General features: G+C 60.6%; 21 protein-coding genes and 2 pseudogenes. 13 read left to right on the top strand and 10 right to left on the bottom strand.

Annotation, left to right across the window (positions count from 1 at the left end; all coding sequences use genetic code 11):
• Positions 1-57: 57 nt before the first annotated feature.
• Together EFB14_RS20715 and EFB14_RS20720 are read right to left on the bottom strand one after the other, a co-directional pair.
• On the bottom strand, positions 58-618 hold the full coding sequence (locus EFB14_RS20715) for an alpha/beta fold hydrolase (RefSeq protein ID WP_245438272.1): 561 nt from the start codon (positions 616-618) through the stop codon (positions 58-60).
• Between the two features lie 23 nt (positions 619-641).
• Positions 642-1,283, bottom strand: coding sequence for a TetR/AcrR family transcriptional regulator (locus EFB14_RS20720; protein WP_126828556.1), 642 nt, complete (start codon positions 1,281-1,283; stop codon positions 642-644).
• Positions 1,284-1,374: 91 nt separating this feature from the next.
• Here EFB14_RS20720 and EFB14_RS20725 point away from each other — a divergent pair, with 91 nt between their 5' ends.
• Positions 1,375-2,277, top strand: a complete 903-nt coding sequence (locus EFB14_RS20725; RefSeq protein WP_126828560.1) for an NADP-dependent oxidoreductase — start codon at positions 1,375-1,377, stop codon at positions 2,275-2,277.
• A gap of 110 nt (positions 2,278-2,387) precedes the next feature.
• On the opposite strand, the gene EFB14_RS20730 is transcribed toward EFB14_RS20725, so the two are convergent.
• From EFB14_RS20730 to EFB14_RS20740, 3 genes are all read right to left on the bottom strand, one after another.
• Entirely contained in the window at positions 2,388-3,641 is a 1,254-nt protein-coding gene (locus tag EFB14_RS20730; RefSeq protein WP_126828562.1) for an ABC transporter substrate-binding protein, read from the bottom strand.
• A gap of 67 nt (positions 3,642-3,708) precedes the next feature.
• Positions 3,709-5,691 (bottom strand): putative bifunctional diguanylate cyclase/phosphodiesterase, encoded by a 1,983-nt coding sequence (locus EFB14_RS20735; protein WP_376772349.1) that lies wholly within the window; start codon positions 5,689-5,691, stop codon positions 3,709-3,711.
• An 857-nt stretch (positions 5,692-6,548) separates the two neighbouring features.
• Complete coding sequence (locus EFB14_RS20740; RefSeq protein WP_126828566.1) at positions 6,549-6,914, bottom strand: hypothetical protein; 366 nt, start codon at positions 6,912-6,914, stop codon at positions 6,549-6,551.
• On the opposite strand from EFB14_RS20740, the gene EFB14_RS20745 reads away from it, so the two are divergent.
• The 3 genes from EFB14_RS20745 to EFB14_RS20755 all read left to right on the top strand — a co-directional run bounded on the left by EFB14_RS20745 (position 6,913) and on the right by EFB14_RS20755 (position 8,141).
• Entirely contained in the window at positions 6,913-7,686 is a 774-nt protein-coding gene (locus tag EFB14_RS20745) for an SOS response-associated peptidase (protein ID WP_126828568.1), read from the top strand. The two genes, EFB14_RS20740 and EFB14_RS20745, sit on opposite strands and share 2 nt — an antisense overlap.
• A 76-nt stretch (positions 7,687-7,762) precedes the next feature.
• Positions 7,763-8,011, top strand: coding sequence for a ribbon-helix-helix domain-containing protein (locus tag EFB14_RS20750; RefSeq protein WP_125850593.1), 249 nt, complete (start codon positions 7,763-7,765; stop codon positions 8,009-8,011).
• The gene (locus EFB14_RS20755) at positions 7,998-8,141 is read left to right on the top strand and encodes a hypothetical protein (protein ID WP_245438273.1); all 144 of its coding nucleotides are present in this window, start codon (positions 7,998-8,000) and stop codon (positions 8,139-8,141) included. The genes EFB14_RS20750 and EFB14_RS20755 overlap by 14 nt, the downstream gene beginning before the upstream one ends.
• An 89-nt stretch (positions 8,142-8,230) precedes the next feature.
• Here the strand turns inward: EFB14_RS20755 and EFB14_RS20760 are convergent, their stop codons facing one another.
• Genes EFB14_RS20760 through EFB14_RS20770 form a run of 3 tightly spaced genes read right to left on the bottom strand, consistent with a single transcriptional unit; the run spans position 8,231 to position 9,833 of the window.
• Positions 8,231-8,941, bottom strand: a complete 711-nt coding sequence (locus EFB14_RS20760) for an RNA polymerase sigma factor (protein ID WP_126828570.1) — start codon at positions 8,939-8,941, stop codon at positions 8,231-8,233.
• Between the two features lie 43 nt (positions 8,942-8,984).
• On the bottom strand, positions 8,985-9,305 hold the full coding sequence (locus EFB14_RS20765) for a cupredoxin domain-containing protein (RefSeq protein ID WP_126828573.1): 321 nt from the start codon (positions 9,303-9,305) through the stop codon (positions 8,985-8,987).
• 6 nt (positions 9,306-9,311) lie between these two features.
• Positions 9,312-9,833, bottom strand: coding sequence for a DUF4142 domain-containing protein (locus EFB14_RS20770; RefSeq protein ID WP_126828575.1), 522 nt, complete (start codon positions 9,831-9,833; stop codon positions 9,312-9,314).
• A 70-nt stretch (positions 9,834-9,903) separates the two neighbouring features.
• On the opposite strand from EFB14_RS20770, the gene EFB14_RS20775 reads away from it, so the two are divergent.
• The 4 genes and pseudogenes from EFB14_RS20775 to EFB14_RS20785 all read left to right on the top strand — a co-directional run bounded on the left by EFB14_RS20775 (position 9,904) and on the right by EFB14_RS20785 (position 13,422).
• Positions 9,904-10,179, top strand: coding sequence for a hypothetical protein (locus tag EFB14_RS20775; protein WP_126828577.1), 276 nt, complete (start codon positions 9,904-9,906; stop codon positions 10,177-10,179).
• A gap of 189 nt (positions 10,180-10,368) precedes the next feature.
• Complete coding sequence (locus EFB14_RS20780; RefSeq protein ID WP_126828580.1) at positions 10,369-12,330, top strand: elongation factor G; 1,962 nt, start codon at positions 10,369-10,371, stop codon at positions 12,328-12,330.
• A 162-nt stretch (positions 12,331-12,492) separates the two neighbouring features.
• Positions 12,493-12,619 (top strand): annotated as a pseudogene (locus tag EFB14_RS33495) (transposase); the annotation flags it as partial.
• Between the two features lie 266 nt (positions 12,620-12,885).
• A complete protein-coding gene (locus EFB14_RS20785) occupies positions 12,886-13,422 on the top strand; it encodes a methyl-accepting chemotaxis protein (RefSeq protein WP_125850581.1) in 537 nt (178 codons plus the stop codon).
• 100 nt (positions 13,423-13,522) lie between these two features.
• Here the strand turns inward: EFB14_RS20785 and EFB14_RS20790 are convergent.
• Positions 13,523-13,768: pseudogene (locus EFB14_RS20790) on the bottom strand (aldehyde dehydrogenase family protein); the annotation flags it as partial.
• 215 nt (positions 13,769-13,983) lie between these two features.
• On the opposite strand from EFB14_RS20790, the gene EFB14_RS20795 reads away from it, so the two are divergent.
• The 4 genes from EFB14_RS20795 to EFB14_RS20810 all read left to right on the top strand — a co-directional run bounded on the left by EFB14_RS20795 (position 13,984) and on the right by EFB14_RS20810 (position 20,824).
• A complete protein-coding gene (locus EFB14_RS20795) occupies positions 13,984-16,185 on the top strand; it encodes a bifunctional diguanylate cyclase/phosphodiesterase (RefSeq protein WP_126828582.1) in 2,202 nt (733 codons plus the stop codon).
• Positions 16,186-16,246: 61 nt separating this feature from the next.
• On the top strand, positions 16,247-18,130 hold the full coding sequence (locus tag EFB14_RS20800) for a diguanylate cyclase (protein WP_126828866.1): 1,884 nt from the start codon (positions 16,247-16,249) through the stop codon (positions 18,128-18,130).
• A gap of 109 nt (positions 18,131-18,239) precedes the next feature.
• On the top strand, positions 18,240-20,534 hold the full coding sequence (locus EFB14_RS20805; RefSeq protein WP_126828584.1) for an FdhF/YdeP family oxidoreductase: 2,295 nt from the start codon (positions 18,240-18,242) through the stop codon (positions 20,532-20,534).
• The gene (locus EFB14_RS20810; protein WP_126828586.1) at positions 20,531-20,824 is read left to right on the top strand and encodes a hypothetical protein; all 294 of its coding nucleotides are present in this window, start codon (positions 20,531-20,533) and stop codon (positions 20,822-20,824) included. Before EFB14_RS20805 ends, EFB14_RS20810 begins: the two co-directional genes overlap by 4 nt.
• A gap of 14 nt (positions 20,825-20,838) precedes the next feature.
• On the opposite strand, the gene EFB14_RS20815 is transcribed toward EFB14_RS20810, so the two are convergent.
• Positions 20,839-21,837 (bottom strand): AraC family transcriptional regulator, encoded by a 999-nt coding sequence (locus tag EFB14_RS20815; protein WP_125850572.1) that lies wholly within the window; start codon positions 21,835-21,837, stop codon positions 20,839-20,841.
• A 199-nt stretch (positions 21,838-22,036) separates the two neighbouring features.
• Here EFB14_RS20815 and EFB14_RS20820 point away from each other — a divergent pair, with 199 nt between their 5' ends.
• On the top strand, positions 22,037-22,339 hold the full coding sequence (locus EFB14_RS20820; protein WP_126828588.1) for a hypothetical protein: 303 nt from the start codon (positions 22,037-22,039) through the stop codon (positions 22,337-22,339).
• Positions 22,340-22,941 lie beyond the last annotated feature (602 nt).

Here is a 22,941-nt window from a genome sequence, read left to right on the forward strand (position 1 = left end):
CTATGCGCTAAGCGCGCATCGATCCGAAATGGCGATAGACCGGCATAGGGGCTGCCGCTACGCGCAAGGGGCGCGGCCTTCGACAAAGGCGGCAACATCAGTCAGCAAAGATGATTTAGGCGTAAGAGCGTCGATGCGATAAAAGTCGTGCTGCTTGCCGGTATAGGTTTTGCAACATCCCGGAACAGTATCGTTCCAGCTTTCAGTTGGTCGATGTGCATCGAATTCTGCCCAGACAACCATGGTGGGTATATGCAGGGGAGATGTTTCGAAGCGTAGCCTGGTCGATGATACGCAGATCAGGGCCTGGAGATCCAACCCGGCTTTGACCGCTTGCCAGAGAGCCGTTCCGCCAGCGCTAAAGCCGATTCCGACGCAGGCGCGTCCATCAATTTCGCAAAGCGCCCGAACTGCACGCAATATGCCGTCTTCGTTGAAAAGTTGATCGTGAAGCTCGTCTCCACGCAGACCAGGACGCCCACTCAAGTCGGCCAGTTGCAACGCGCGATGCTCAAAGCGTCCAATACCCAGCAGTTCGACAGATGTTTCGGGAAAGCCATGGATATCGCCGACGATCAACAAGCGTTGCGTCCTTAAATCGTTCATGATGAGATTCATTTTCGCCGGCGCCCCGTTCATACTCAGCGGGCCGGCTGCCCAAGCGCGGCGATCAATGCGTCGGCGGCATTTTCGGCTCTCTCCTCCTGCTCCTGCAGCGACGGACCGGGCAGTCCCATCAGCACGCCGAGCATATGGGTGCCGAGCAGCCGGTCGATGAAACGAACGGCAAGTTCGTGCCGGCGCTCGGCGTTGGCGCCGGCCGCCTCCTGCTTGAGGCCGAGCATGAAGGCGACCATGCCTTCAAGATTGCCCACAAGGCTCTTATGCGCCATCTCCGCCAGGCCGGGAAACCGGCTGGCGCCTGCTATGACGGTGCGCATGAGGGCGATCGTGTCGGGATCCGTCAGGCGGCTTTGCGTCATCGCCGCCGCCCAGAGCAGGACGTCTCTCAGGGGCTTTTCCAGAAGCGCTTCCATTTCAGCCCGTTCGGCCTCGTCATCCGGATCGCAGGCATTGGAGATCACGGCCAGAAACAGATCGTCCTTGCTCTCCGCATGCCGGTAGAGCGTCATGATCGAGACATTCGCCGCCTTGGCGATGCTTTCCATGCTCGTTCCCTCATAGCCGGTATCAAGGAACGATGCTTTGGCGGCCGCCAGGATATCTGCCCGCTTGCTCGCCATCAGCTTTGCTTTCGGATGATCGGATGACCACGACTTCATGCGCTTGACTCCATGCGATAATCAATCATATCGTATCAACGATAATGAACGTTATCGTATCTCCAACCAGAATATACAAAGGTGCCGATCCATGAAAGCTGCCTGTCTCAATTCCTATGGCGATGTCGACCAGTTTTCGATCGATGACGTCGCGAGACCCGAGCCCGAAGCCGGCCAGGTCCTGATCAGGATCGAAGCGTCCGCGGTCAACCACTTCGATCTCCTGATCCGCCAGGGCTATGTGGCCCAATATATTCCGCTGGAGCTTCCCGCCGTGCTCGGCGGAGACGCGGCCGGCACCATCGTCGAGCTCGGCTCCGGCGTGACCGGATTTGCCGTCGGCGATCGCGTCATTGCCGACTTCGCCCCGAACGGCCGTGGCTCGCATGCCGAATATGGTGTCGTTCCGGTTTCGGCGATTGCCAAACTCCCGGCCAATCTCAGCTTCGAACAGGGCGCCGCCCTGCCTAAGGCCGGGCTCACCGGCCGGCAATCGGTCGATGCTCTTGGCGTCAAGGCGGGCGACCGCGTGCTGATTTCCGGCGGTCTTGGCGGCGTCGGCCGCGCCGCGATCCAGTATCTCCAGGAGATCGGGGCCAAACCGGTGGCCGGTGTCCGCTCCGACAGGCTCGCCGAGGCGCGCCGACTTGCCGGCGAGGCGCTCGACATCGGCTTGGCCCCGGCCGACGCCGCGTTCGATTACGCGATCAGCGCTGCAGTCCCTGTCGCAGCCCATCTCATCGGACATGTCAGGGACGGCGGCCGTGTCGCCAGCATCGTTCCCGTGCCCGAGGGTGCCAATGCCGGCAATCGTGTGACCATCCACGAACTCTATCACCGCGCCGATGCCGCCACGCTCGCAGCCGTGGCCGACGCCGCGTCCCGCGGCATTTTGGTTCTGCCGGTTGCAAAGACTTTCCCGCTCGATGAGATCGGCGCGGCGCAAAAGGCTGTCGCCGCCGGCATCCAGGGCAAGGTCGTGCTGAAACACTGAGCACGCCATGGAATGCGGCAGGCGATCGCCGGAGGGCCGTTCCGCAATCGCCTGCCATGAAGACGGATCACGGGCTTTGCCCGCACGCTGCCGGCGCGTGCGGGCAAATTCTATTCGTCCTGCATCAGGAGGTCGTGCAGACGGTGCTGCGCGTCTTTGGCGGTGATGGTCCCATCGTTGAAAAAATCACCGATAACGCCGATCCAGCCTTCCGACATCTGGCTCGGCATGGCCTGGGATTGCGCGCTGACTTCACCTTTCGTGGCCTTGATCATCTCCAATCCGAGCTTGCCGCAACGATCGAGCCCCGATGGATCGACATCGGTGCGTACGGGCAGCGATCCCTTTAACCGGCTGAACGCAACCTGATTGTCCCGATCGAGCACCATGCGGGCGAAAGCCTGCTGCGCTTCCGCCGTGCCCTCCCGATTTGTCAGCGGGAAGGCAAAGGCATCGATCACCATGAAATATGCGATCGACGTGCCGGGAACGAGGCTGCAATCGAAATCCTTGTCGACGCTATAGCCGCGCGCGACAAGCTCGCCCTTGGCCCAGTCGCCCATGAACTGCATGCCGGCCTTGCCCTGGCCCACGGCCGCGGCGGCATCGGCCCAGGTCTTGTCCTTTCGCTGCCCGATCGGTTCCACATAGCTGGACAGACGTCGCAGCATGTCCAGGGCTTCGATCATGCGGGGATCCTGCACCAGGGCGGCATCGCCGCTCATGAGACGGGCATAACCTTCCGGACCGAACTTCAGATAGATGATGTCGTTGAAGATGAGAGACACTTCCCAGCGTGTGCCGCCGAGTGCGATCGGCAGGCGACCGGTCGCCTTGATCTTGTCAGCCGCGTCGAGGATGTCGTCCCAGGATTGCGGCGTCTTCACGCCGGCTTCGGCCAACGCCGCCGTGCTTGTCCAGAGCCAGTTTTCGGCGTGGATATTGGTCGGTGCGAAGTAGACCTTTCCCTTGTCGGAAATCCGGTCGAGAACCGTCGCGGGAATGACATCCTGCCAATGATCCGCCTTGGCGACGTCGTCTATATCAAGCACGATGCCCATTTCCGGTAGTTCGCGCGCGCCATAGTTGGCGTTCCACTGCGTCACCGCCGGCGCATATCCGTTCGCGATGCGGTCGCTGACCACGCGGTGGACGGCAACCTTGTTCTCCGCCGGCATGTCGATCCACCGGTTGCCGGAGGCGGCCCAGGCCGTGCGGTAAACGTCAAGCGCCGCCGACTCGCTTTTCGATACCCAGAAATGCACGACATCCACGGCCAGGCCCTGTTCCGCAAAAGCTTGTGCCGCGGGAGCCGCAGCCGCCAAAACCGCGGCAAGCCATGCCCGTTTGATTGCCTGTTTCATTCTTTCTCCCCTCGTTCATTGATCAATCCTGCCGCACCGTTCCCGCGGCGCTTTCCAGGAAAGGCTTTCAGCCCGCGATGTTCTTGACCGCTTCGAGTTTTCGCGGGGCTCGCCTGCGCGCCAATCGTTCGACCGCCGCAAAAGCTGGTTCCGGCTTGGCGTAGAGATAGCCCTGGCCGATCTCGCAGCCGGCATTCAGCAGGAAATCGCGTTGGCCCTCCTCCTCGATGCCTTCCGCGACGCATCGTTTGCCGAGGTTGCGGGCCAGATCGATGATCGCCCGGATGATCTGTTCCGAGCGAATATCCTTGCCGATCTCGGCAACGAAGCTGCGGTCGATCTTGAGTTCGTCGAAAGGGAAATCGCGCAGATGCACGAGAGATGCGAAGCCGGTGCCGAAATCGTCGAGTGAGACTGACACTCCCTGTTTCCGGAAGCGGGAGATGGTCTCGGCGATCTGATCGGCGCCGCGATTGAGAAAAACGTCTTCGGTGACTTCGATGGCAAAATCGCGCCAGTCGAGCCGGTTGGCGTTGACCGCTGCCGCAATGAGGTCATAGCCGTCCTGGCTGACCAGCAGGGCTTCCGGCAGATTGATGGCGATCGACCCCACGTGCAGCCCCGCCGTTTTCCACGCTCTCAGATCGCGAGCGACGATATCGACGATGCAGCGCGTCATGCTTTGTATGAGATGGCCCTCCATGAGCGGCAGGAAGCGGCCGGGCGGCAGGATGCCGAGCTGGGGATGACGCCAGCGCACCAGCGCTTCGAAGCCGAGATGTTCGCCGGTCTGCAGATTGACCTTCTGCTGGTAGTAGACGACGAACTCGTCACGGTCGGCGGCGAAGGCGAGGGCGGCTGCAAGCCGGTTCTGTTCCAGGCGCTGGGCGAACGACGATTCATCGAAGATGACGGCCGTGTTGCGTTTGGCCTTGGCGGCATAAAGCGCCAGATCGGCGATGCGCATGAGGGTCACCTCGTCAGACGCATAGCCAGGCACGACGGCGCCGCCGACACTGGCCGAAACCGATATCTGCCGGCCCTCGAAATTGCATTCCGCCGCAATGGCGGCAACCGCGCGCCCGGCAATGTCTTCCAGCTTCGCCGCATCGGAAATTCCGGGAAGGAGCGCGGCAAATTCGTCGCCGCCAAGCCGTGCGACGAAGTCGCCGGCTCGGAACGTCTTCTGCAGCGCGGCGGCGACATGGTTCAGAACCGCATCCCCGGCCGGATGGCCGAAGCTGTCATTGGTTGCCTTGAAGTGATCGAGATCGACCAGCAGCATGGAAAAGCCTGTGCCCGTCCGCTCGAGGGAGCCGAATAGCCCGTTCAGAGCCTCATTGAAGGAGGATCGGTTGCCGAGGCCCGTCAGCGTGTCGGTATGGGCGAGATGCGTCAGCTTGATCTCGAAATCGAGTGTGCGGCGGTGCTCCGTGCGCAGCTTGATAAGCAACGGGATGAAAAGGATGAGGGTCGCCAGGATGAGCGTGGCCGCCGTCAGGCCGAGGAGACCGGCGCTGATCAGGCGGGCATGATCTATGCTCCCATCGCTTCGGTCATGCGCGCTCTCGATCACGGCGCTGAACTGACGCATGAGCATGCTGTCGGACGAAACGGCGAAGTCGATCGGTCCCCAGAAGCTGTAGCGCTCCCGCCGCTCCTGCAGTTTCGTCGAGACGACGCGTTCTGCCCTTTGAAGGAAATCCTCCAGGCGTCCGGCAAGCTCGATGCGCATTTTTTCCGACGCCTCGTCGTGGCCGTTCAACCGTTCGAGGAGGTTTGCCTCCACCTGATTGTTGAGGCCCTCCAGCTGGACGCTCATGGCACGGATGTCGTCGATCGCCTTTTGAATGTCTTCGACCATCGGCCGGATAATATATTCCGGCATATTCGGATCGGCAGAGGCCCGCATGACCGCCCGCGTCTGGTTGGCGAGCTGCTGAAAGCGAATGAACTGGCGTCCGATGATGTAACTGATGTTCTGCTGCAGGGAGTGGCGATCGAGCGCCACCTTGACGGTGAAGAAGGTCGCCGCGAGAAGAGCCGTCATGACAACGACGGCGATGACGTAATGGCGCCCGATGGAGCGGATATATCTCGCCACGGAGGAATGGGACTCTCCTGACGGCGTCACCGTATTTTTCAAATCCGTACCCTCCGCCGATTGCGCTCCATCTGAAAGACATAAAGCCGGCTAAGCAGATTGCGGCGTCTTGCCCGTTCTGCTCGTCCTTGAAAATGCAATAAAAACCCCTGCTGCTTCCAGCCCGCGGCTTGGTGCCGAGCGCCTTTGCGCCGGACAGTTGCGTCACGATGATGAGAGATCGGCCGTCATGGCCCAGGTCCGCGCGTCGAGCACTGGCGCGCCGGAAAACATAAAATATACCTGAGCCACGTGGCGGCGCCCATTCGGCCGAGGCTTTCAGCGGCCGTTCGCAGTCGGCCCCTTTAGTCAGTCGCTCCAGACAGTGCCCCGGTTTCCAGTGCCGGCATAATCGCGCCATCTGCATTGCTGGGAAATTAATGATCGTCATGCACATATGAATTATCGAACTTTTCCGCCCCGGCACGCGCGCCATCGTGCATTGACGAACAACGCGGATTGCCGGCTCGTCCCAAACCCGTCTTCTTGGGGAAAGTACAAGCAGCCCGCATCTGGATGCCAAATCTGTGACGCTCAGGTTTCAGAAGCGTAAATGTTTTTGTGAAAGGGCAGAAAAATCAGCTCATTGCGAAGAGTTTGCCATGAAATTATCGCGATTTGGCCAAGGGTCTCGGCTTATGGATAAAGGGCAGCACGGATGGAATTCATGGTCGGCCGAAGCGTCCCGGCTACCGCGGAATGAGGCGAGCGCCGCACATCCTATCCGGCGGAGGGCGTCATGAATCTCAAAGTTCAAGGAAGATTCAGACAAGCTCAGGCTTGCCCCAGCTTTCGTAGGACAACAGGCTCTTTCGAAGCAGGAGGATTTCCCGAAGAATGTTCGGATCGTTGAAGGAACGGTCAAGGAAACCGGAAGCCAAGCATTGCCGGGGCCGAACGAGAAACACGAAAACCTCGTAAAATACGCATACATCCTCATCGAGACGGACAAGGACATCTTCAAGGTGCAGCATCCTTGCCGCGAACGCCGATTTGACGCTCTGCTGATGATGTCGATAAGAAAGCGCCTCTGAATTGAATACGAGGGGGCGGCTCCAGAGAGAAAGTTTGACCTCCTGATCGGAAGGGTTACGCTGTGGACCACGGGAAATCGAGGTCGTTGTAGTCATGTGCAATCTCTACCGCATGGAGGACAAGGACTGGGTCAGCAAATGGGCCCAGGATGCCGAGAGCCTGATCAACCTGATGCCCGCCTACCAAATGAACCCCGACCAGGCTGGACCAATCGTCCGCAACACAGCCGACGGCCGCAAGCAGCTCGTGCATGCGCGTTGGGGATTGCCATCGCCGCTTTTCGCGATCAAGCAGGCTGCCGAGGCACGGGCTGAAAAATTGCGGCAGAAGGGTAAGCCCGTCGAGATGGACGTGCTCATCCGGATGGAACCGGACAAGGGCGTCACCAACATTCGAAATCTCAATCTTCCGCATTGGAAGAAATGGTTCGGCGTCCAGAGCCGTTGCATCGTGCCGGTGACAAGCTTTGCCGAACCTGATCCCACCAGCAAACAGGAGGGCGGGAGCACACCGAACGCATGGTTCGCCCACGGCGAAAGCAAACCACTGATGTTCTTCGCCGGGGTACATGTCCCGCAGTGGCAAAGCGTCCGGAAGGTCAAGGACGGGCTGACGACCGACGACCTCTACGCCTTCCTAACCACCGATCCCAATGACATCGTCAAGCCGATCCACCAGAAAGCAATGCCGGTTCTCTTGCTGACACAGGAAGAGGTGGACGTTTGGATGCGTGCACCGTGGGAGGAAGCGAAGGCGCTCGCCCGGCCGCTTCCAAACGACCAGATCGTAGTGACGTCGCGGGAGCCCTATGGTTCGACCATCGTGACCACGTCTGGCGATCCGGTGTCCCAGCCGACGCTGCTCTGAGCGATGTTCGCATCGAAGCTTTTCCGTGACAAAATATCGGTCGGCGGAAAAGGTAACGATTACCCTCACGGCGGACATGTTGCAGGGCATCCGCGATACGGTAGAGGCCGGCGAGTTCGCCACCACGAGCGAAGCGATGCGCGATGCGGTGAGAGTGTGGCAGCGACAGCGGCTCGAGGATGCCGAGCGCCTCAATGCGATGCGGGCTCGCATCCGGCGTTCTTTGGACGATCCGCGCCCGAGTCTGACGGAAGACGAGGCGGAAGCGGACATGGACCGCTTCATGAAAGGTCAGGAAAAAGCATCCCGCAATGCGGCGCGTTAAGGTCGTCTACCGGCGCGAGGCACTGAGCGACCTTCGCCAAATCTATCTCGACATTGCAGAGATGAGCCAGAGCCACGTCACGGCAAATCGTTTTGTGAAGCGCATCATGGCGAGGTCGTTCCCAGCCTGACGCCGCCGCAAGATCCTCACCTCGAAGCTGGTTTCACCGCTCAGTTCAGGACAAGACATCGAGCAGGTCCCGCGTGATGGCGTAAGATATTACGGCGTCTGACGAAGGGTGACGATGACGCGATCGGCCATGGCAGCACAGCGGGCGCCGTCGAAGGGGAAGAGGGCCGAGAATGCGCCGGAAAGCTGTTTTTCGATCGACTGGCGCATCATCTTCCGCGCCCGATGCAGCCGGGTTTTGGCTGTCTCGGGCTTGATGCCGAGATAAGACGCGGTCTCGTCGGTGCTCATGCCCTCGACATCCCGCAGCACGAAGACGGCGCGAAAATCATCCGGAAGGTCGTCGACCGCATGTTCGAGAAAGTGCCGCGCCTGGCTTCGTGACAGCTCGGTTTCCGGGTCGGTTGCCGAAAGCGAAGATGGAAACTGGAGTACTTCGCCGCCCGGCGACGTCGTCTGCATGTCGATTTCCTCAAGCCCGGTCGTGTTCTTTCGGCTCCGCACGCGGCCCAGCGCCTCGTTGAGCGTAATCCGGGTCAGCCATGTCGAAAGCTCGGCCTCACCGCGGAAGGTCGCGAGATTGGTAAAGGCTTTCACATAGGCTGCCTGCACAATATCTTCCGCTTCCCAATCGCTGCGGATGACGGCGCGGGCCGTGCGGAACAGGCGCTGGTTGTGACGTTGGATGATGGCGCGGATAGCGGGCTCTTCGCCCATCTTCGCAAGCGGCACGAGTTCGGCGTCGGAGAGTGTCGATAAGTGCTGCCGGTGTCGTTCGACCGGAACCGGAGTGGCTGCCATGGAAACCTCCGCCTGCTTGCCTCATTTTTGCAGGAGTCCGGCCCTATGGCTGGACGTCCAGTTTGCCCGTCATGGCGGGATGAAAGCGGCAATAGAAATCGACCGCTCCCGCTCGGCTGATCGTCATCCGTCCCTCCGATTTCGGCGGCAGGTCGATATCGAAGCTCTTGTCGCGCGCCGTTGCCGTGTGCCGGAATATATCACCGTTTCGCCAGACGATCACATCGCCGACATGCGGCTTGGCCGGCGGCGCGCCGAATTTCATGCCAGCGATGGTGATCTGATATTCCGCCGCTGCGGCAACTCCGCTGCCTGCCCAAAACAGCGCGAACAAAAGCGGCAGCCGTTTCGTCAGCGATCCCATCGCGACCTACTTGATCATCGAAGCGAGATGCTCGGCATGCATCTGGTGCTCCTTGAACAGGGTCAGGCCCGTTTCCAGCAGCGATTTCAGTTCCTTGTTCTGAGCCGAAGGGATCAGCACCTTGGCCAGAGCGTCGTTTACCGACTTGTGGTAGGTGACCTCGTTTTCGATATAGGCCTTGTCGAACGCCGCGCCGTCGAGTGCGGCGAGCGTCGTCAGTTCCTTGCTTGCCTGCGTCGACAAGGACTGGCTGACGGCATTGTCCTCCGGCGTTACCTTCAGCTTCTTGACGAGAGCAAGCGCCTGGTCGTTGACGGCCTTGTGGTCGCGTTCCATGGTCTTGGCGAAGTCGACCACCTCGGCATTCTTGCTCTTTTTCAGCGCCTGCTCGGCGGCGGTGACATCGATCTGCCCTGCTGTATAGGCGATGTGGGCGATCTGAGGATCGGTCGGCTTGGCGTCGGCGGCGATCGAAGCCGTGCCGAGCGACGCCACTATGAAGGTTGCGCCGAGAATTCGTTTCAACATGATCTGTCTCCTTTGCAAAGGGAATGCCTGCCGGCAGCGGCGCTGCCACGTCTTTGGCGGCGGGCATTGGATGCAGCTCGGCCAAAAAGGTTCCCGGAAATTTTTGATGCGGGAGAGGGCGGCCCTCACACCGCAGCTCCGCCGCAGCCACGGCGAGCTTTCGCAAAACGAGATCTATTTTCGAAATAGAAATGCGGGACAAAATACAGCTGACCATTATCAAAAACTGAAAATTTCCGAGGCTGTCTCGCGGGTGCCTGACGAAATCTATTATTCATTTGCAGTCGAAGTCGGAGGGCAGCAGCAAATTGTATCTCAAACGATCCCTGCTGGTAGCGTCCGGTAATTTGCCCCGGTAGGTTTCCTCTTGAAACCGTTGCAGACAGAATCTCATGATTGAATGCAAGACGACATCAGCCTCAAATGCAAGTCCAGGTCAAAGCGTTGTGAAACCGAACACCTCTGGCGCCTTGCCGCGGTTCAGGGCATCCTATGATGGCTGAAAATTGTGTTTATGGCAGTTGGAGGAATGCCGATGCGCTGCTTTACCGTGCTTGGACCCTCGCAGACCGGAAAATCAACAGTCGTGGAAAAGCTCGGCTCGCTGGAGGGGGCGCCGAGAAAATCCAGCTCCCCTTATGGATTGAACCTCACAGAATTCACGTTTGGAAACGAGGCGTGGTGTGCGCTGGATGCGCCAGGACCCAACGAAGCGTTGGCGCATGCACAGCACGCGCTTCTTGCCAGCGACGCCTGCATCCTGTGTGTTTCATCGGCACCCGAGGAGGCTGTGCTCGCCGCGCCCTATCTGCGGGTAATCGAGGCCTCGGAGACGCCGTGCATCCTCTTCGTCAACCGGATGGACGAACCGAGAGGGCGGCTGAGGGACGTGATCGCCGCGCTTCAAGACTACGCCAACCACACGCTCTTGCTTCGCCAGATCCCGATCCGTGAGGGGGACAGGATCATAGGCAGTTGCGATCTGATTTCGGAGCGGGCGTGGCGCTACCGGGAGGGCCAGACTTCGGCGCTGATCGCAATCCCCGAAAGCGCCGCCGAGCGCGAGCACGAAGCGCGCAGCGCGCTCCTGGAACACCTGTCCGAATTCGATGACTGGCTTCTCGAGGAACTGATCGAAGATCGCGAGCCGCCCAGCGACGCGCTCTATGCCATTTCATCGCGGGTTCTCAGGGAAAACAGGATTATTCCAGTCCTGATCGGTGCCGCAAGTCACGGCAACGGCATGATGAGGCTGATGAAGGCGCTGCGCCACGAGGCGCCGCCGGTGGGGGTTCTTCGACAGCGCCTGGCTCGGGCGGGCAGTGTCGATGAAAACAAGCTGACCGCCGTGAGCTTCCATGCCTATCATCGCCAGAATGTCGGTAAGACAGTGCTCGTGCGCGCGCTTGGCGAGGGACTGCGGCAGGGCGCATCACTGGGCGGCTCCAGCCTCGGCGCCGTACAGAATCTCGCAAACGGGCGGTCCAGTTCGGCGGTTGTGCCTGCGTCGGGGGATGTGTTTGCGACGGTCAAGTCCGACCATTTGCCCGTCCCTTCGCTGTTGACATCAGACGCGGTGGTCGCCCCGCCTGAATGGACGGAGCCACCCACGCCGATGCTTGAAAGGATTCTAGTCCCAGGCAGCGAGCGCGATGAAAACAAGCTCTCCGAAACGCTGGCAAAACTTTCCGAGACGGATCGCGGCCTAACGGTCTTGCAGGAGGAAAGCACCGGCGCCCAGCTCGTCTGCGCTCAGGGGCCGGTGCATCTGCGCGATCTCTGCCGAACCCTCTCCGACGTGTTTCACATCCACGTAACCGATCGAACGCCCAGCCCGATCTACCGCGAGACAATTGCGAAACCATCTGAGGTTCATTACCGTCACCGCAAACAGACCGGCGGTGCCGGACAGTTCGCGGATGTGAAGCTGAGCATTCGCCCCAATGAGCGGGGCCGGGGCTTCACCTTTAGCGAAACCGTCAAGGGTGGCGTCGTTCCGCGCAACTACATCCCTGCTGTCGAAGCAGGCGCGCGCGAAGCGATGGAGAAAGGGCCGCTAGGCTTCCAGGTCATCGATGTCGGCGTAACGCTGTACGATGGTCAGTACCATGCCGTCGACAGTTCGGAACACGCCTTCCGGACTGCGTCGAAAATGGGAGTGCGACAGGCGCTTTCCGAAGGGTCGGCCGTTTTAATGCAACCGGTCTTCCGCAGCGAAATTCACATTCCGTCGATCTATTCCGGCAGCCTCGTCCAGATCGTCTCCGCTCTCAAGGGTCAGGTTCTCGGCTTCGACCGGGATGAAACCGCTAAGGGATGGGACATCTTCCGGGCACTCATTCCGGGCAGCGCCCTTGACGATCTGGCGCGGGCGTTGCGCTCGGCGACGCAGGGCATTGGTTATTTTTCCAAGACCTTCGATCACTTCGAGGAGCTATACGGCAAGGAAGCGGACGCCATCGTGAGGGCACGCGAGGAACCAGGCGTCGCACACTGAAACGTTCGCGCCACTTCATGCTCGTTCGCAGAACGGGGCTCATGTCGTTTGGCATTTAATCTGAGATTCGCGGGAGCGATTATCGGCCACTAACCGCTCTAATGCATCAGCAACGTTTTGAAATGGCGGCAATTTCTCGAAAGAGATTAGCCTCCGTCGCTGGGCAACATCGTCGTCCTCGACAATCTCGGCAGCCACAAAGGCCAGGCTGTGCGCCGGGCTATCCGAAAGACAGGGGCCGGACTCATCTTCCTGCCTCCCTACATCCCCCGACATCAATCCCCTCGAAGTCTGAATGCCGCCGCCCCGATCGAAATGCGTAGATGCTATCCGTTTTGCGCGCAAAAAATCCGGCCGTCGAAGCGCCGAAGGACTTTCTTAAGTGCTGCCGCCTTGGATGGGGGCGCTCTTGTCACCTCGTGATGCCGGCTTGTGTGGCAGTGGCAGGATTGGTCAGCAGGCAGACGGGAATAGGATATGGTTCATAGCATTTATGCGCTTGTGCTCGGCCGCGGGTCTTGCGCCACCGGCGTTTCACGCTAGGGCTGCGCGCGCATGGTCGAGAGAGCGAACGGCCCGATAGCCGATCTACACGATCAGAAGGCCCGCTTCTGCGCCGAGATGGCGGGGTTGGTCACCGCCGTCATTGGCGGGGACGTGGCGCGGCGAATGAATACCGATTACGCCGATCCGGATCTTCGCCGTTCGGCGGCCATCCTCAACGAACTGATCGTGTCGATCGACGATAACCTTTCCGATTTCAACCAGGCGACAGCCGCTCTTGCCCAGGGAGATCTCCATGGAAGCATGCGGGAGAAACACCGTGGCGCGTTCGGGCAGCTCCAGAGGAACTTCAATCTCGCCGTAGCAACATTTCGCGCGGTACTGGGGGAACAGGGGGGCGACCAGTTCGCGGACAAGGCTGCAAAATTTCGCCAGATGCTGACGACTTCCAAATCGAACGAGGTTTCCTTCGGACTTCGGATTTCCGACGAGGGTTCGCGCCCCATCCCCTCGCCAGCCCATGATCTCTGGGTGAAGCTTGCCGACGCGCTGGATGGTCCCCAGAACGATTCCGGCAAAACTGCGTAAAAGGCAGCGCCACGACAGCAGTGGCCGTAGCGGCGCCGGTGATGCCCTGCGCCGTCAGAACGGATAATGCCGGGCGGAATCCTCCGCTGTGATCCAGCGCAGCCGTGGCATCGGCGATCAGCGCCTCCATTTTCTTCGCCGCGTCGCGGCTGATCAGCGAGCCGAGCACGACATGGCCGCGGGGATCGCCGGCTGGCAACTGGCTGGCGCGGGCCGCCAGCTTGGCGAGGAACTCATCAGCGATCGCCTCGTCGACGATGATCCACTCCGTCGACATGCAGATCTGACCTTGGTCCATGAATGTGCTGAAGATGGCGGCATTGACCGCGCCGTCGATATCGGCGTCGCTGCAAGCCGTGGAGAGGAAGTGGTCCGTTTGCGCAAAACTATCCGAACGGCGCACAATTGCGTCACGGGAGCGCCTATCCCCGAGCAGAGGGCGCGCTTGTTAAGCATGCCTTATGGCAGCGGATGTTAGCGGCTGGACTGCAGCGCGTTGCGGACATGATGTCTTCTGCCGTCCTTGGGCATGATCTTTCCATCCCGGTTTGCGTACGTCTCATGTGGTCCACTCTGGCAGGGCGTGTTCGCGCCCATATCTCCCCCATTGCTGCGGCGACCGCCTGCTTTCTGGCCGTGGCATTCCTGCTGACCGGCCTTGAGACACATGTCGTCATGACGATGACGCGGTCGGCAAATGAAATCGACGATGCGCGCGCCAATCGCGCAGCGCATGCCGCTCTCGATGCGTTTGCAAGCAGGCTGGGAGCGACCGTCAAGGACAATGCCATTTGGGACGACGCCTATGCGACCGTCGGTTCCTCCACGTTCGCCGACTGGGCCTATGAGAACTGGGGCAAGACTTCAGCCGATTATCCGCTCTATGACGCCGCGATCGTGATCGGCCCGGGCGGCAATGCCATTTCCGCCTTTTCGAAAGGCAAACCGTTCGAGCCACGTGAATATTTCGGGAAAGCCTTCGACAGGCAGATCGAAGCCGCCGCCAGCCCGCATTCGGCGCCGCTGATCAATTTCTTCAAGACGAAGACCGGCGTCGCGCTTGCGGCATCCCAGGCGATCCAGCCTTTCAACGCCGCCAAAGGGCTTCCAAAACCCAGTGTCCTGACGTTCTCGAAGGAGTTGACGCCGGAGGCTATCGATACGCTCTCGCAAGAGTTTGGGCTGGATGGGTTGCTGCTGCAATCGACGCCGGAGCCCGGGCTGCTCAGCAATGCGATCACCGACATGAACGGCGGCGCCATCGCCTACCTCGTCTGGCCGAGCAAGGCGCCCGGAAACGCCGTCTTCGAAGAGGTCTATCCCTATATCGCCGCCTCCGTCGGCATTCTCATGCTTTTTCTGATGGCCGCCCTGTTAGCCGGCATGTTCGAGACGCAGCGCCTGCGCCGACAGGCCGAGGCCGCGCGTTTCGTCGCAAGCCATGACTGTCTGAGCGGCCTGCTCAACAGGCATGGCCTCCTCGAGGCCCTGGAACATGTCGATAGCGCAGCGCCTGACGTGTCCCTCTACGTGATCAATCTCGACGGATTCAAAGCCGTCAACGATGCCTGGGGCCATGCGGTTGGAGATGAGCTCATCAATATTGTCGCCAACGCTCTCCAAGCGTGCCACCGGCAAATCCTTGCGGCGGCCAGGCTGGGCGGCGACGAGTTCGCGCTGGTGCGTCTTGGCTCGGCTGCGGGAAGCGGGATGGAGAACGCAATCCTCGGGCTCTTTGCCGAGCCGTTCAAGATCGGCTGCCGGACGATCGAGGTCAGGGCGAGCATCGGCGTTGCGCTTCGAGCCAACGATATCACGCCCCTAGAGCTGCTGCGCCGGGCCGGCATGGCCCTTTGCCGCGCCAAGGAAAATAGCAAGAGCCAGGTCGTCGCATATGATCCGGAGTTCGATCGCGAACGCCAGCGCCTCGCGGAACTGGAAGACGGATTGCGGAACGCGATCAGGAATGGCGTGATCGAACCTGCCTTCCAGCCGCTCGTTTCGGCTGCGACGGGCGCCATTATCGGCCTCGAGGCGCTGGCGCGCTGGCGCAGCCCGGCCGGAAACATCAGCCCTGAGGTTTTTATTCCGCTCGCCGAAAAATCCGGCCTCATCGATGCACTGGGCGCGCATATGCTGCGGAGGTCGATCGAGCATGCCAGGAACTGGCCGGGCCTTTCCCTGTCGGTCAATGTCTCGCCGGTCCAGCTCTGCAATCCGGATTTTGCAGCACAGGTGACCGCAATCCTGGAGGAGTCCGGTTTCGACGCCACCCGCCTGACGCTTGAAATAACCGAAGGCGTGCTGATGACGAGCCCCGATCAGGCTCGCCGCTCCATCGATCAGCTCAGGCGCGTGGGCATCAAGTTCGCGCTCGATGATTTCGGTTGCGGCTATGCCAGCATCGGCGCTTTGCGGCAGTTCGGGTTCGACCGCGTGAAGATCGACCGCTCGCTGGTCTCCGGCGTCGGGGAGAACGACAGCGGCGTCGGCGTTCTGCGCGCGACCATCGCCCTGGCGACCGCACTCGGGATTCCTGTCACGGCCGAGGGCATCGAGAACCAGTGGCAGATGGAGATTTTGCGAGACTGCGGCTGCGATCAGCTTCAGGGTTTCCTGGTCGGAAAACCCGCGCCGCCCTACGAGATTTCGCTCAGACTGCATCGGGAAAGCGCAGGCGCACAACTTTCGGGGCAGTCGATGGTTCAGGAAGAGACAATGTCTGCGAGCAAATACAGGCCGCTGGGCCTTCGATTTAACTAAGCTCAAACCAGTGTTGCCCTATGATCAGTTCGTTACAAGTCTTGGAAGGTGGATCCACGTGGTGAATGGCATCTGGACGCAATTCGGTGGCAATCTTTCCTTCGTATGCTTGGCAATATCGCTCTGGGCGCATTTTTCGACCCAGTTTCAGCGTCATTCGCTCCTGCAGCAAAAAATCGCGTTCGGAATCATCGCCGGTGGCGCCTCTATCGGCTCGATATTGCTGGCCGTCGAATTCCATCCCGGCATCTATATCGATCTGCGCTTCTCGCCGCTTGCGCTGGCGGGTATGTTCGGCGGGCCGATTGCGGCGGCCTTTGCGGTTGCGCTGGCGGGAGCTTTCCGTTTTGCCGTCGGGGGCGCGGTAATGCCTGACGCTATCGTCTCGATGGCTGCCGCGACAGCCATCGGCTTGATTGCCCATTTCTGGATTCGCAAGAGATCGCCCAGGTTCACGGACGTTGTGCTGCTGAGCATTGCTCTTGCCGGCGTGATCGTCGCATCGATGACGCTGCTTCCCACCCTGGCGAGTGCCGATGTGCTGGCCGGCATCGGTTTTCCCCTGACGGCACTGAATTGCCTGGCGACGATACTGTGCGGTTTCGTTCTCCTGAAGATGCAGCAATGGCAGCTGGAACGCAGCATCTTGGTGACCGCATTTTCGCAGTCGCCCGACTATCTCTATGTGAAGGATCGAAACAGCCGCTTCATCACCGTCAATGAAAACATGATCCGTCTCTACCGTTTCCGGACGACGGCGGAGATGACGGGATTGTCGGATTTCAATCTCATGTCGCGGCCGCTCGCTGAGGAGTTGTATCATCGCGAGCAGCAAGTGATGGAGACAGGCGAGCCTCTGATCGACTGCCCCGAACTTATCGAAGGCAGAGCCTTGCTCGCCTCCAAGGTGCCGCTGCGAGACAAGCAGGGCCGGGTGATCGGCCTTGCCGGCGTGACACGTGATGTGACAGAGCGTGCTGCGCTGGAGCGGGAATTGCGCGAAAGCAAGAACCTGTTGTCGCATGCGATGGCCGGCATGTCCGACGGCATCGCCATGTACGACAAAAGGGGTTTCCTGATCTTCTGCAACGAGCAGTATCGCAGCGCGTTTCCGCTCTCCGGAGATGCCCGTGTGGTCGGCGCGCATATCAGCGATATCCTTCGCCGGGTCGCTGAAACGGAGGAGCGGGCCGGCATCCCGGAGGATCGCGAGGAGTGGATCAAGGCCGCCAGCGCCTCGTTGCACACCAATAAGGATGAGGAAGTTCAGCTTCATAACGGCGACTGGCGCAGCATCCGGACGAGGCTTGCCGAAGACGGTGCGGCAATGGCCGTCGTTTCGCACATCACGGCGACGAAGGAGGCGGAAATCGCGCTCAGGCTATCGGCGGAGCAACTGAGGAATCTTGCCGAGACCGATGGATTGACGGGTATGGCCAACCGCCGCGCTTTCGACGAGGCTTTCGCCCGCGAGACCGCCGGCAGCGCCAGGAAGAACACGCCCTTCAGCCTTCTCATGATCGATATCGACCGCTTCAAGGCCTATAACGATACCTATGGCCATCCCGTCGGAGACCAATGTCTGCGTATCGTCAGCAAGTGCCTGCACCAGTCCGTCAGCCGGCCGGCAGACATCGTCGCGCGCTACGGCGGAGAGGAATTCGTGGTTCTGCTCCCCGCAACCAGTGCGAAAGGAGCGATGATTGTCGCGGAGCAATTCGCTCGTCGCCTGGCCCAGGAAAATATCGTTCATTCCGGCAGCGAATTCGGACGGGTCACCGCCAGCATCGGCATTTCCTGCGCTACGGGAGCCACCTTGCGGGTCAACCCGACCCGCCTCCTAACCGAGGCCGATGCCGCGCTCTACGACGCCAAGACGCAAGGCCGCAACCGGATTCTCGCCCATTCGCCGGACGAAAGGCATGGCATGAAGGACGTCGGCTAGATCGAAATCCCCGGCGAAGACGGTCATCCGCCCGCATCGATAGGTTTTTTCTATCGAACCATCGTTCCTGCAGGCTTGATGTTTTCCGCGCTTCGACAATACAGGGCGCATGGACACAAAATTCATTGGCAAGAAATCGGCGGCAGCCGGCGGCTGGGGCGCGTTGAAGAGCTGCGGCAAGCAGTTGCTTCAAAGCGGCATGCCTCTATCAGGGGCTCGAACCATGCTGAAGGCGAACCAGCCTGATGGCTTCGATTGCCCGGGCTGCGCCTGGGGCGATCCGGAACACGGATCGTCGTTCGAATTCTGCGAGAACGGTGTGAAGGCTGTCGCGTGGGAGGCGACGGAGAAACGGGCGACGCCCGCCTTTTTTGAGGCAAACACGGTCTCGCAGCTTCGCCAGCTGACCGATTACGAGCTGGAACTTAATGGCCGCCTCACGCATCCGATGCGCTATGACGGGGCGAGCGACCGTTACCTGCCGGTTTCGTGGGAGGATGCCTTTGCCGAGATCGGCGGCATTTTGAAAGGCCTCGACAATCCCGATCGGGCGGAATTCTACACTTCGGGCCGAGCGAGCAACGAGGCCGCCTTCCTCTATCAGCTGTTCGTGCGCATCTTTGGCACCAACAATTTTCCCGATTGCTCCAACATGTGCCATGAGGCGAGCGGCATCGCCATGCGTCAGGCCGTCGGCGTCGGCAAGGGCACCGTGCTTCTGGAGGATTTCGAAGAGGCCGATGCGATCTTCGTGATCGGCCAGAACCCGGGCACAAACCATCCGCGAATGCTCGGCGACCTGCGCCGCGCGGCGATCCGCGGCGCCCGCGTCGTCGTCTTCAATCCCATTCGCGAGCGCGGCCTGGAGCGCTTCTCCGACCCGCAGGACAAGATCGAGATGATGCGCGGCGGTTCGACCGACATTGCCAGCCATTATCTGCAACCGCAGCTCGGCGGCGACATGGCCGCCGTGCGCGGAATGGCGAAGGCCGTCCTGGCCGCAGAGGATGCTGCGGTCGCCGCCGGCCTGCCGCCCGTTCTCGACCATGCCTTCCTCTCCGCACATTGCGCGGGTTTTCAGGAATATCGCGCCGCGGTCGAGGCGACCAGCTGGGCAGAGATCGAGGACCAGTCGGGACTGACGCGCGAGCAGATCGAGCGGGCGGCCGAGGTCTATATCAAGGCCGAACGGGTGATCTGCACCTGGGCGATGGGCGTCACCCAGCACCTGGATTCGGTGGCGACGATCCGAGAAATCGCCAACTTCATGTTTCTGCGCGGCAATATCGGCAGGCCGGGTGCCGGCCTCTGCCCTGTTCGCGGCCATTCCAATGTTCAGGGCGATCGCACTGTCGGCATCAACGAACAGCCGCCGGAGGATTTTCTCGATGCGCTGGAGAAACACTTCGGCTTCGCCGTCCCCCGCCGCCATGGCCACAACGTCCTAGCCGCGATCGGAGCGATGCTCGATGGCTCGGCCGAAGCCTTCATCGGCCTCGGCGGCAATTTCGCGCGTGCCACGCCCGACAGCGCGCTCGTCGAAAAGGCGCTTCGACGGCTGAAGCTGACGGTCCACATCGCAACCAAGCCCAACCATTCGCATCTCATGCCCGGCGAGGCGTCTTTCATCCTGCCGTGCCTGGGACGCACCGAGATGGACCGGGATGCGGCGGGCGGCTCGCGGCTGGTGAGCGTCGAGGATTCGATGAGCATGGTGCATGGCTCGGCCGGCATCAACCGGCCGGCTTCGCCGCATCTTCTCTCGGAAGTCGCCATCATCGCCGGCATCGCGGAAGCTGCGGTCGGCTCCGTCGTGGTCGACTGGGCAGAGCTTGCCGGCGACTACGACCGCATCCGCGATCATATCGAGGCGACCATTCCAGGCTTCGAAGACTATAACAAACGCCTGCGAAAGCCGCGCGGTTTCCATCTCCGCAACGCGGCCGCCCATCGGGAGTGGCAGACGCCGGCGGGCAAGGCATCGTTCTCTTCCGGGCCGCTTCCCGAGGAGACTGTGCATCAGCGTGCGCGGAAAAGCGAGGGGCGTTTTGCGCTGCAGACGTTCCGCTCGCACGATCAGTATAATACGACGGTCTACGGCCTCGACGACCGGTACCGCGGCGTCTATGGCGAGCGGCAGGTCATCTTCATCCATCCTGAAGACCTGAAGACGATGAATGCTAGAGCCGGTGAACGGGTCGACGTGATCGGCGAGCATGATGACGGCATCGAGCGCATCGCGCGGGATTTCCGCTTCGTGCCCTACGACATTCCGAGGGGCAGCATCGCGGGCTATTATCCCGAGCTGAACGTGCTCGTGCCGCTTGGCAGCGCCGGCAAGGAGAGCGATACGCCCACCTCCAAATCGATCATGGTGTCCTTCCGCCGGCGAAACGCCGCGTGAGCGAAGAGGTCTCCGACGTCGACCGATTTCTCGCCCTCGTCACGGAGGCGCAGGAGAGGGATATCAGGCTGACATCCATCCAAGCCGGTCTCCTCGTCGCCGCAGAGCTCGGGATTGCAAATGACAGCCGCTCCTTTGCGCGCATGCTGGGGATCGCACATTCCCTCGTGCTGCGCGAACTCAATGCGCTGGCGGAACGCGACGGTGTGCTTGAGATCGTCAGGCGGGATGCGAGGACGATGAGAGTGCACTATGCACTCCTGCCGCGGGACGAGATGCCGCCGTCATAGGGAAACCGCGGCCGTTATCGTTGGCCGACGCGTTTGCGGGTGTCGGAAGGATATTCCCCGTATGTCGACTTGTAGACTGCGGAAAACCGGCCGAAATGAAAGAAGCCCCATTTGAGACAGATCGCTTTCATGGTCTCCCTGCTCTCGGGATTGAGCAGGTCCTGGCGCGCCGCGCGCAGTCGAAGCGTCAGCAGATAGACGGCCGGAGACGTCCCCCGAAACGCGCGAAAGCCGGTTTCGAGCGCCCGGCTGGAAACGCCAGCCGCTTCGGCGACCTTCGGCATGGTAATCGGCTGATCGATATTGGCATGCATGAATTCGATCGCCTTGCGCACATGCCGGGGAGCGATCAGGGCCGGCCCCGTCTCCAGGAAATGCGACAGCTTGTGGGGCAGCAGGCGCACCACCAGATCGGCCAGCGCCTGCGTCATATGCGCCATGGCGATCGGCGATTGCAAAAGCGGGCCGTCGTCACGCATGCCTGACATGATCGTTTCCGTCAGGTTGCCGATCGTCTGGCCGACGGGCGTCGACAGATCCAGTTCGGGCAGCAGGTCGAGAGATCCGCTGAACGGTATTTCGAAGGTTTGACCGATGGTCTGGAGGATGACGGACCAATTGATCAGCAATTCGTCTATGACATTCGACTGCCCGTACATGATGACGCTGTCCGGCTCGAAATTGTTATAGAGAAGCAATTTTCCCTGTCCGGCCTCGGCGATGCGGTCCCCATAGGTGACGGCCATGCCGCCGCTGCGCGGCACCACAAACGACAAATACTCCGCCGTATCGACGGTCGGCTCGATATTGAACTGAAACTCCGCCTCGTGATAACCGGTGAGCATGACCGCGCTGCTGCCCGCGGAAATATCCAGCCCCCAGCGGAAGTTCTCGGCGCGGCCGACAGGCGCGGCATCAAATGCGCCAAACGCGCCTCCCAGGGTTTCGACCATATTGTCGAAGGATGAACCGCGAAATCGAAACGAGAATTGCGGCGTATTGTTTTCTGACATGCTGCTCCCATTGAATGCGGCTGCGTCGGCTTGCATCTTTGTCCGCTCGCAGATACCGGTTCGGCGCTTAGGCCGAATTCAGTGATTTACGTCCCTCTTTTTGCTTCGCACATTGCTCGTTATCCTCCGTTGCCCCCAGCGCCCAGCAGAGGCGTGGCGGACGAAGCCAGATGAGGATATTAGCCGATCAGAGCCCGAAATGCAGCAGGCCCTGGTTGAGCTGGTGGAATTTGGGGCCAGAGCGCGTCGCGATCATTCAAATCGCTCATTGCACCTTAATGTCTTTGATTTTCCGCATGTCGTGATCGCCAAACCTCTGTCTCTTTGCGCGGCATGCCGCGTGTCGGCGGCGCGCCAGTTAATTCAGGCTCAGGCGGAATTGTCATTAAGAAAGCCGACCCGTTCCCGGGGAGATTTTTCCCAGCGAGGCGGCAGGAAACTGACAGAGGTCGAGGAGATTGGGGAGAGCCGGGCGGATGGTTTCGATATGGTCTCAGGATGAGACGATAGCCTCAATCGAAGCTATTTATCTCTGTTCGCTTGGGGGCGACGCAGGCTCAAGCGCGGCATTGGTGGGCGCGGTTGCCTGCCGAAGGTTCTAGTGGACCGCTGAGAGGGCCTCCGGCAGGCAGACAGGCAAGCATACGCACGGGATGGAGCGCGTATGGATAGAGTCCCTTCCATCCCAATGGGGTGACGATGGATGGGCTTTGCTTCGGGACCGCAGACCATCATGGTCCGGGTCGAATGTCATCTTATTGTTTCGCAGCCATGGAGCAATTGTCGTGGCGCGATATTGTCCGCGGATCTGTGTTTCGTGACGCAGACCGGATCGATCTTGCGCAAATTGTACATAGGGTACTCGCGTGAAGCCTCTTGTTCCGTGGGGCTGACCTGTGAAAATCGGGCAAAAATCTTGAATCACGCGTTCGGGACGAAGGAAGAATTCGATTCAGGCACTGCGCCGGAAGCACCTGCACCATCGCGATTCCAAGGGAACGACTATCAGATGTGGCGCATGAATTCAAAACTGCAGTGCCCGCAGCGCGTCCCGAAAGATGCGCTGCGGGCACTGTAGGCCAGGCGGCATTCCGTCTCGCCGCT

This window comes from Rhizobium fabae, assembly GCF_003985135.1.
Lineage (GTDB): Bacteria > Pseudomonadota > Alphaproteobacteria > Rhizobiales > Rhizobiaceae > Rhizobium > Rhizobium pisi.

What these genes read in the sequence shown, in the direction of transcription:
- EFB14_RS20715 (WP_245438272.1), bottom strand. Translation starts at nt 618, where the DNA reads ATGAATCTCATCATGAACGATTTAAGGACGCAACGCTTGTTGATCGTC.
- EFB14_RS20720 (WP_126828556.1), bottom strand. Translation starts at nt 1,283, where the DNA reads ATGAAGTCGTGGTCATCCGATCATCCGAAAGCAAAGCTGATGGCGAGC.
- EFB14_RS20725 (WP_126828560.1), top strand. Translation starts at nt 1,375, where the DNA reads ATGAAAGCTGCCTGTCTCAATTCCTATGGCGATGTCGACCAGTTTTCG.
- EFB14_RS20730 (WP_126828562.1), bottom strand. Translation starts at nt 3,641, where the DNA reads ATGAAACAGGCAATCAAACGGGCATGGCTTGCCGCGGTTTTGGCGGCT.
- EFB14_RS20735 (WP_376772349.1), bottom strand. Translation starts at nt 5,691, where the DNA reads ATGACGGCTCTTCTCGCGGCGACCTTCTTCACCGTCAAGGTGGCGCTC.
- EFB14_RS20745 (WP_126828568.1), top strand. Translation starts at nt 6,913, where the DNA reads ATGTGCAATCTCTACCGCATGGAGGACAAGGACTGGGTCAGCAAATGG.
- EFB14_RS20740 (WP_126828566.1), bottom strand. Translation starts at nt 6,914, where the DNA reads ATGACTACAACGACCTCGATTTCCCGTGGTCCACAGCGTAACCCTTCC.
- EFB14_RS20750 (WP_125850593.1), top strand. Translation starts at nt 7,763, where the DNA reads ATGTTGCAGGGCATCCGCGATACGGTAGAGGCCGGCGAGTTCGCCACC.
- EFB14_RS20755 (WP_245438273.1), top strand. Translation starts at nt 7,998, where the DNA reads ATGCGGCGCGTTAAGGTCGTCTACCGGCGCGAGGCACTGAGCGACCTT.
- EFB14_RS20760 (WP_126828570.1), bottom strand. Translation starts at nt 8,941, where the DNA reads ATGGCAGCCACTCCGGTTCCGGTCGAACGACACCGGCAGCACTTATCG.
- EFB14_RS20765 (WP_126828573.1), bottom strand. Translation starts at nt 9,305, where the DNA reads ATGGGATCGCTGACGAAACGGCTGCCGCTTTTGTTCGCGCTGTTTTGG.
- EFB14_RS20770 (WP_126828575.1), bottom strand. Translation starts at nt 9,833, where the DNA reads ATGTTGAAACGAATTCTCGGCGCAACCTTCATAGTGGCGTCGCTCGGC.
- EFB14_RS20775 (WP_126828577.1), top strand. Translation starts at nt 9,904, where the DNA reads ATGCAGCTCGGCCAAAAAGGTTCCCGGAAATTTTTGATGCGGGAGAGG.
- EFB14_RS20780 (WP_126828580.1), top strand. Translation starts at nt 10,369, where the DNA reads ATGCGCTGCTTTACCGTGCTTGGACCCTCGCAGACCGGAAAATCAACA.
- EFB14_RS20785 (WP_125850581.1), top strand. Translation starts at nt 12,886, where the DNA reads ATGGTCGAGAGAGCGAACGGCCCGATAGCCGATCTACACGATCAGAAG.
- EFB14_RS20795 (WP_126828582.1), top strand. Translation starts at nt 13,984, where the DNA reads ATGTGGTCCACTCTGGCAGGGCGTGTTCGCGCCCATATCTCCCCCATT.
- EFB14_RS20805 (WP_126828584.1), top strand. Translation starts at nt 18,240, where the DNA reads ATGGACACAAAATTCATTGGCAAGAAATCGGCGGCAGCCGGCGGCTGG.
- EFB14_RS20815 (WP_125850572.1), bottom strand. Translation starts at nt 21,837, where the DNA reads ATGTCAGAAAACAATACGCCGCAATTCTCGTTTCGATTTCGCGGTTCA.
- EFB14_RS20820 (WP_126828588.1), top strand. Translation starts at nt 22,037, where the DNA reads ATGCAGCAGGCCCTGGTTGAGCTGGTGGAATTTGGGGCCAGAGCGCGT.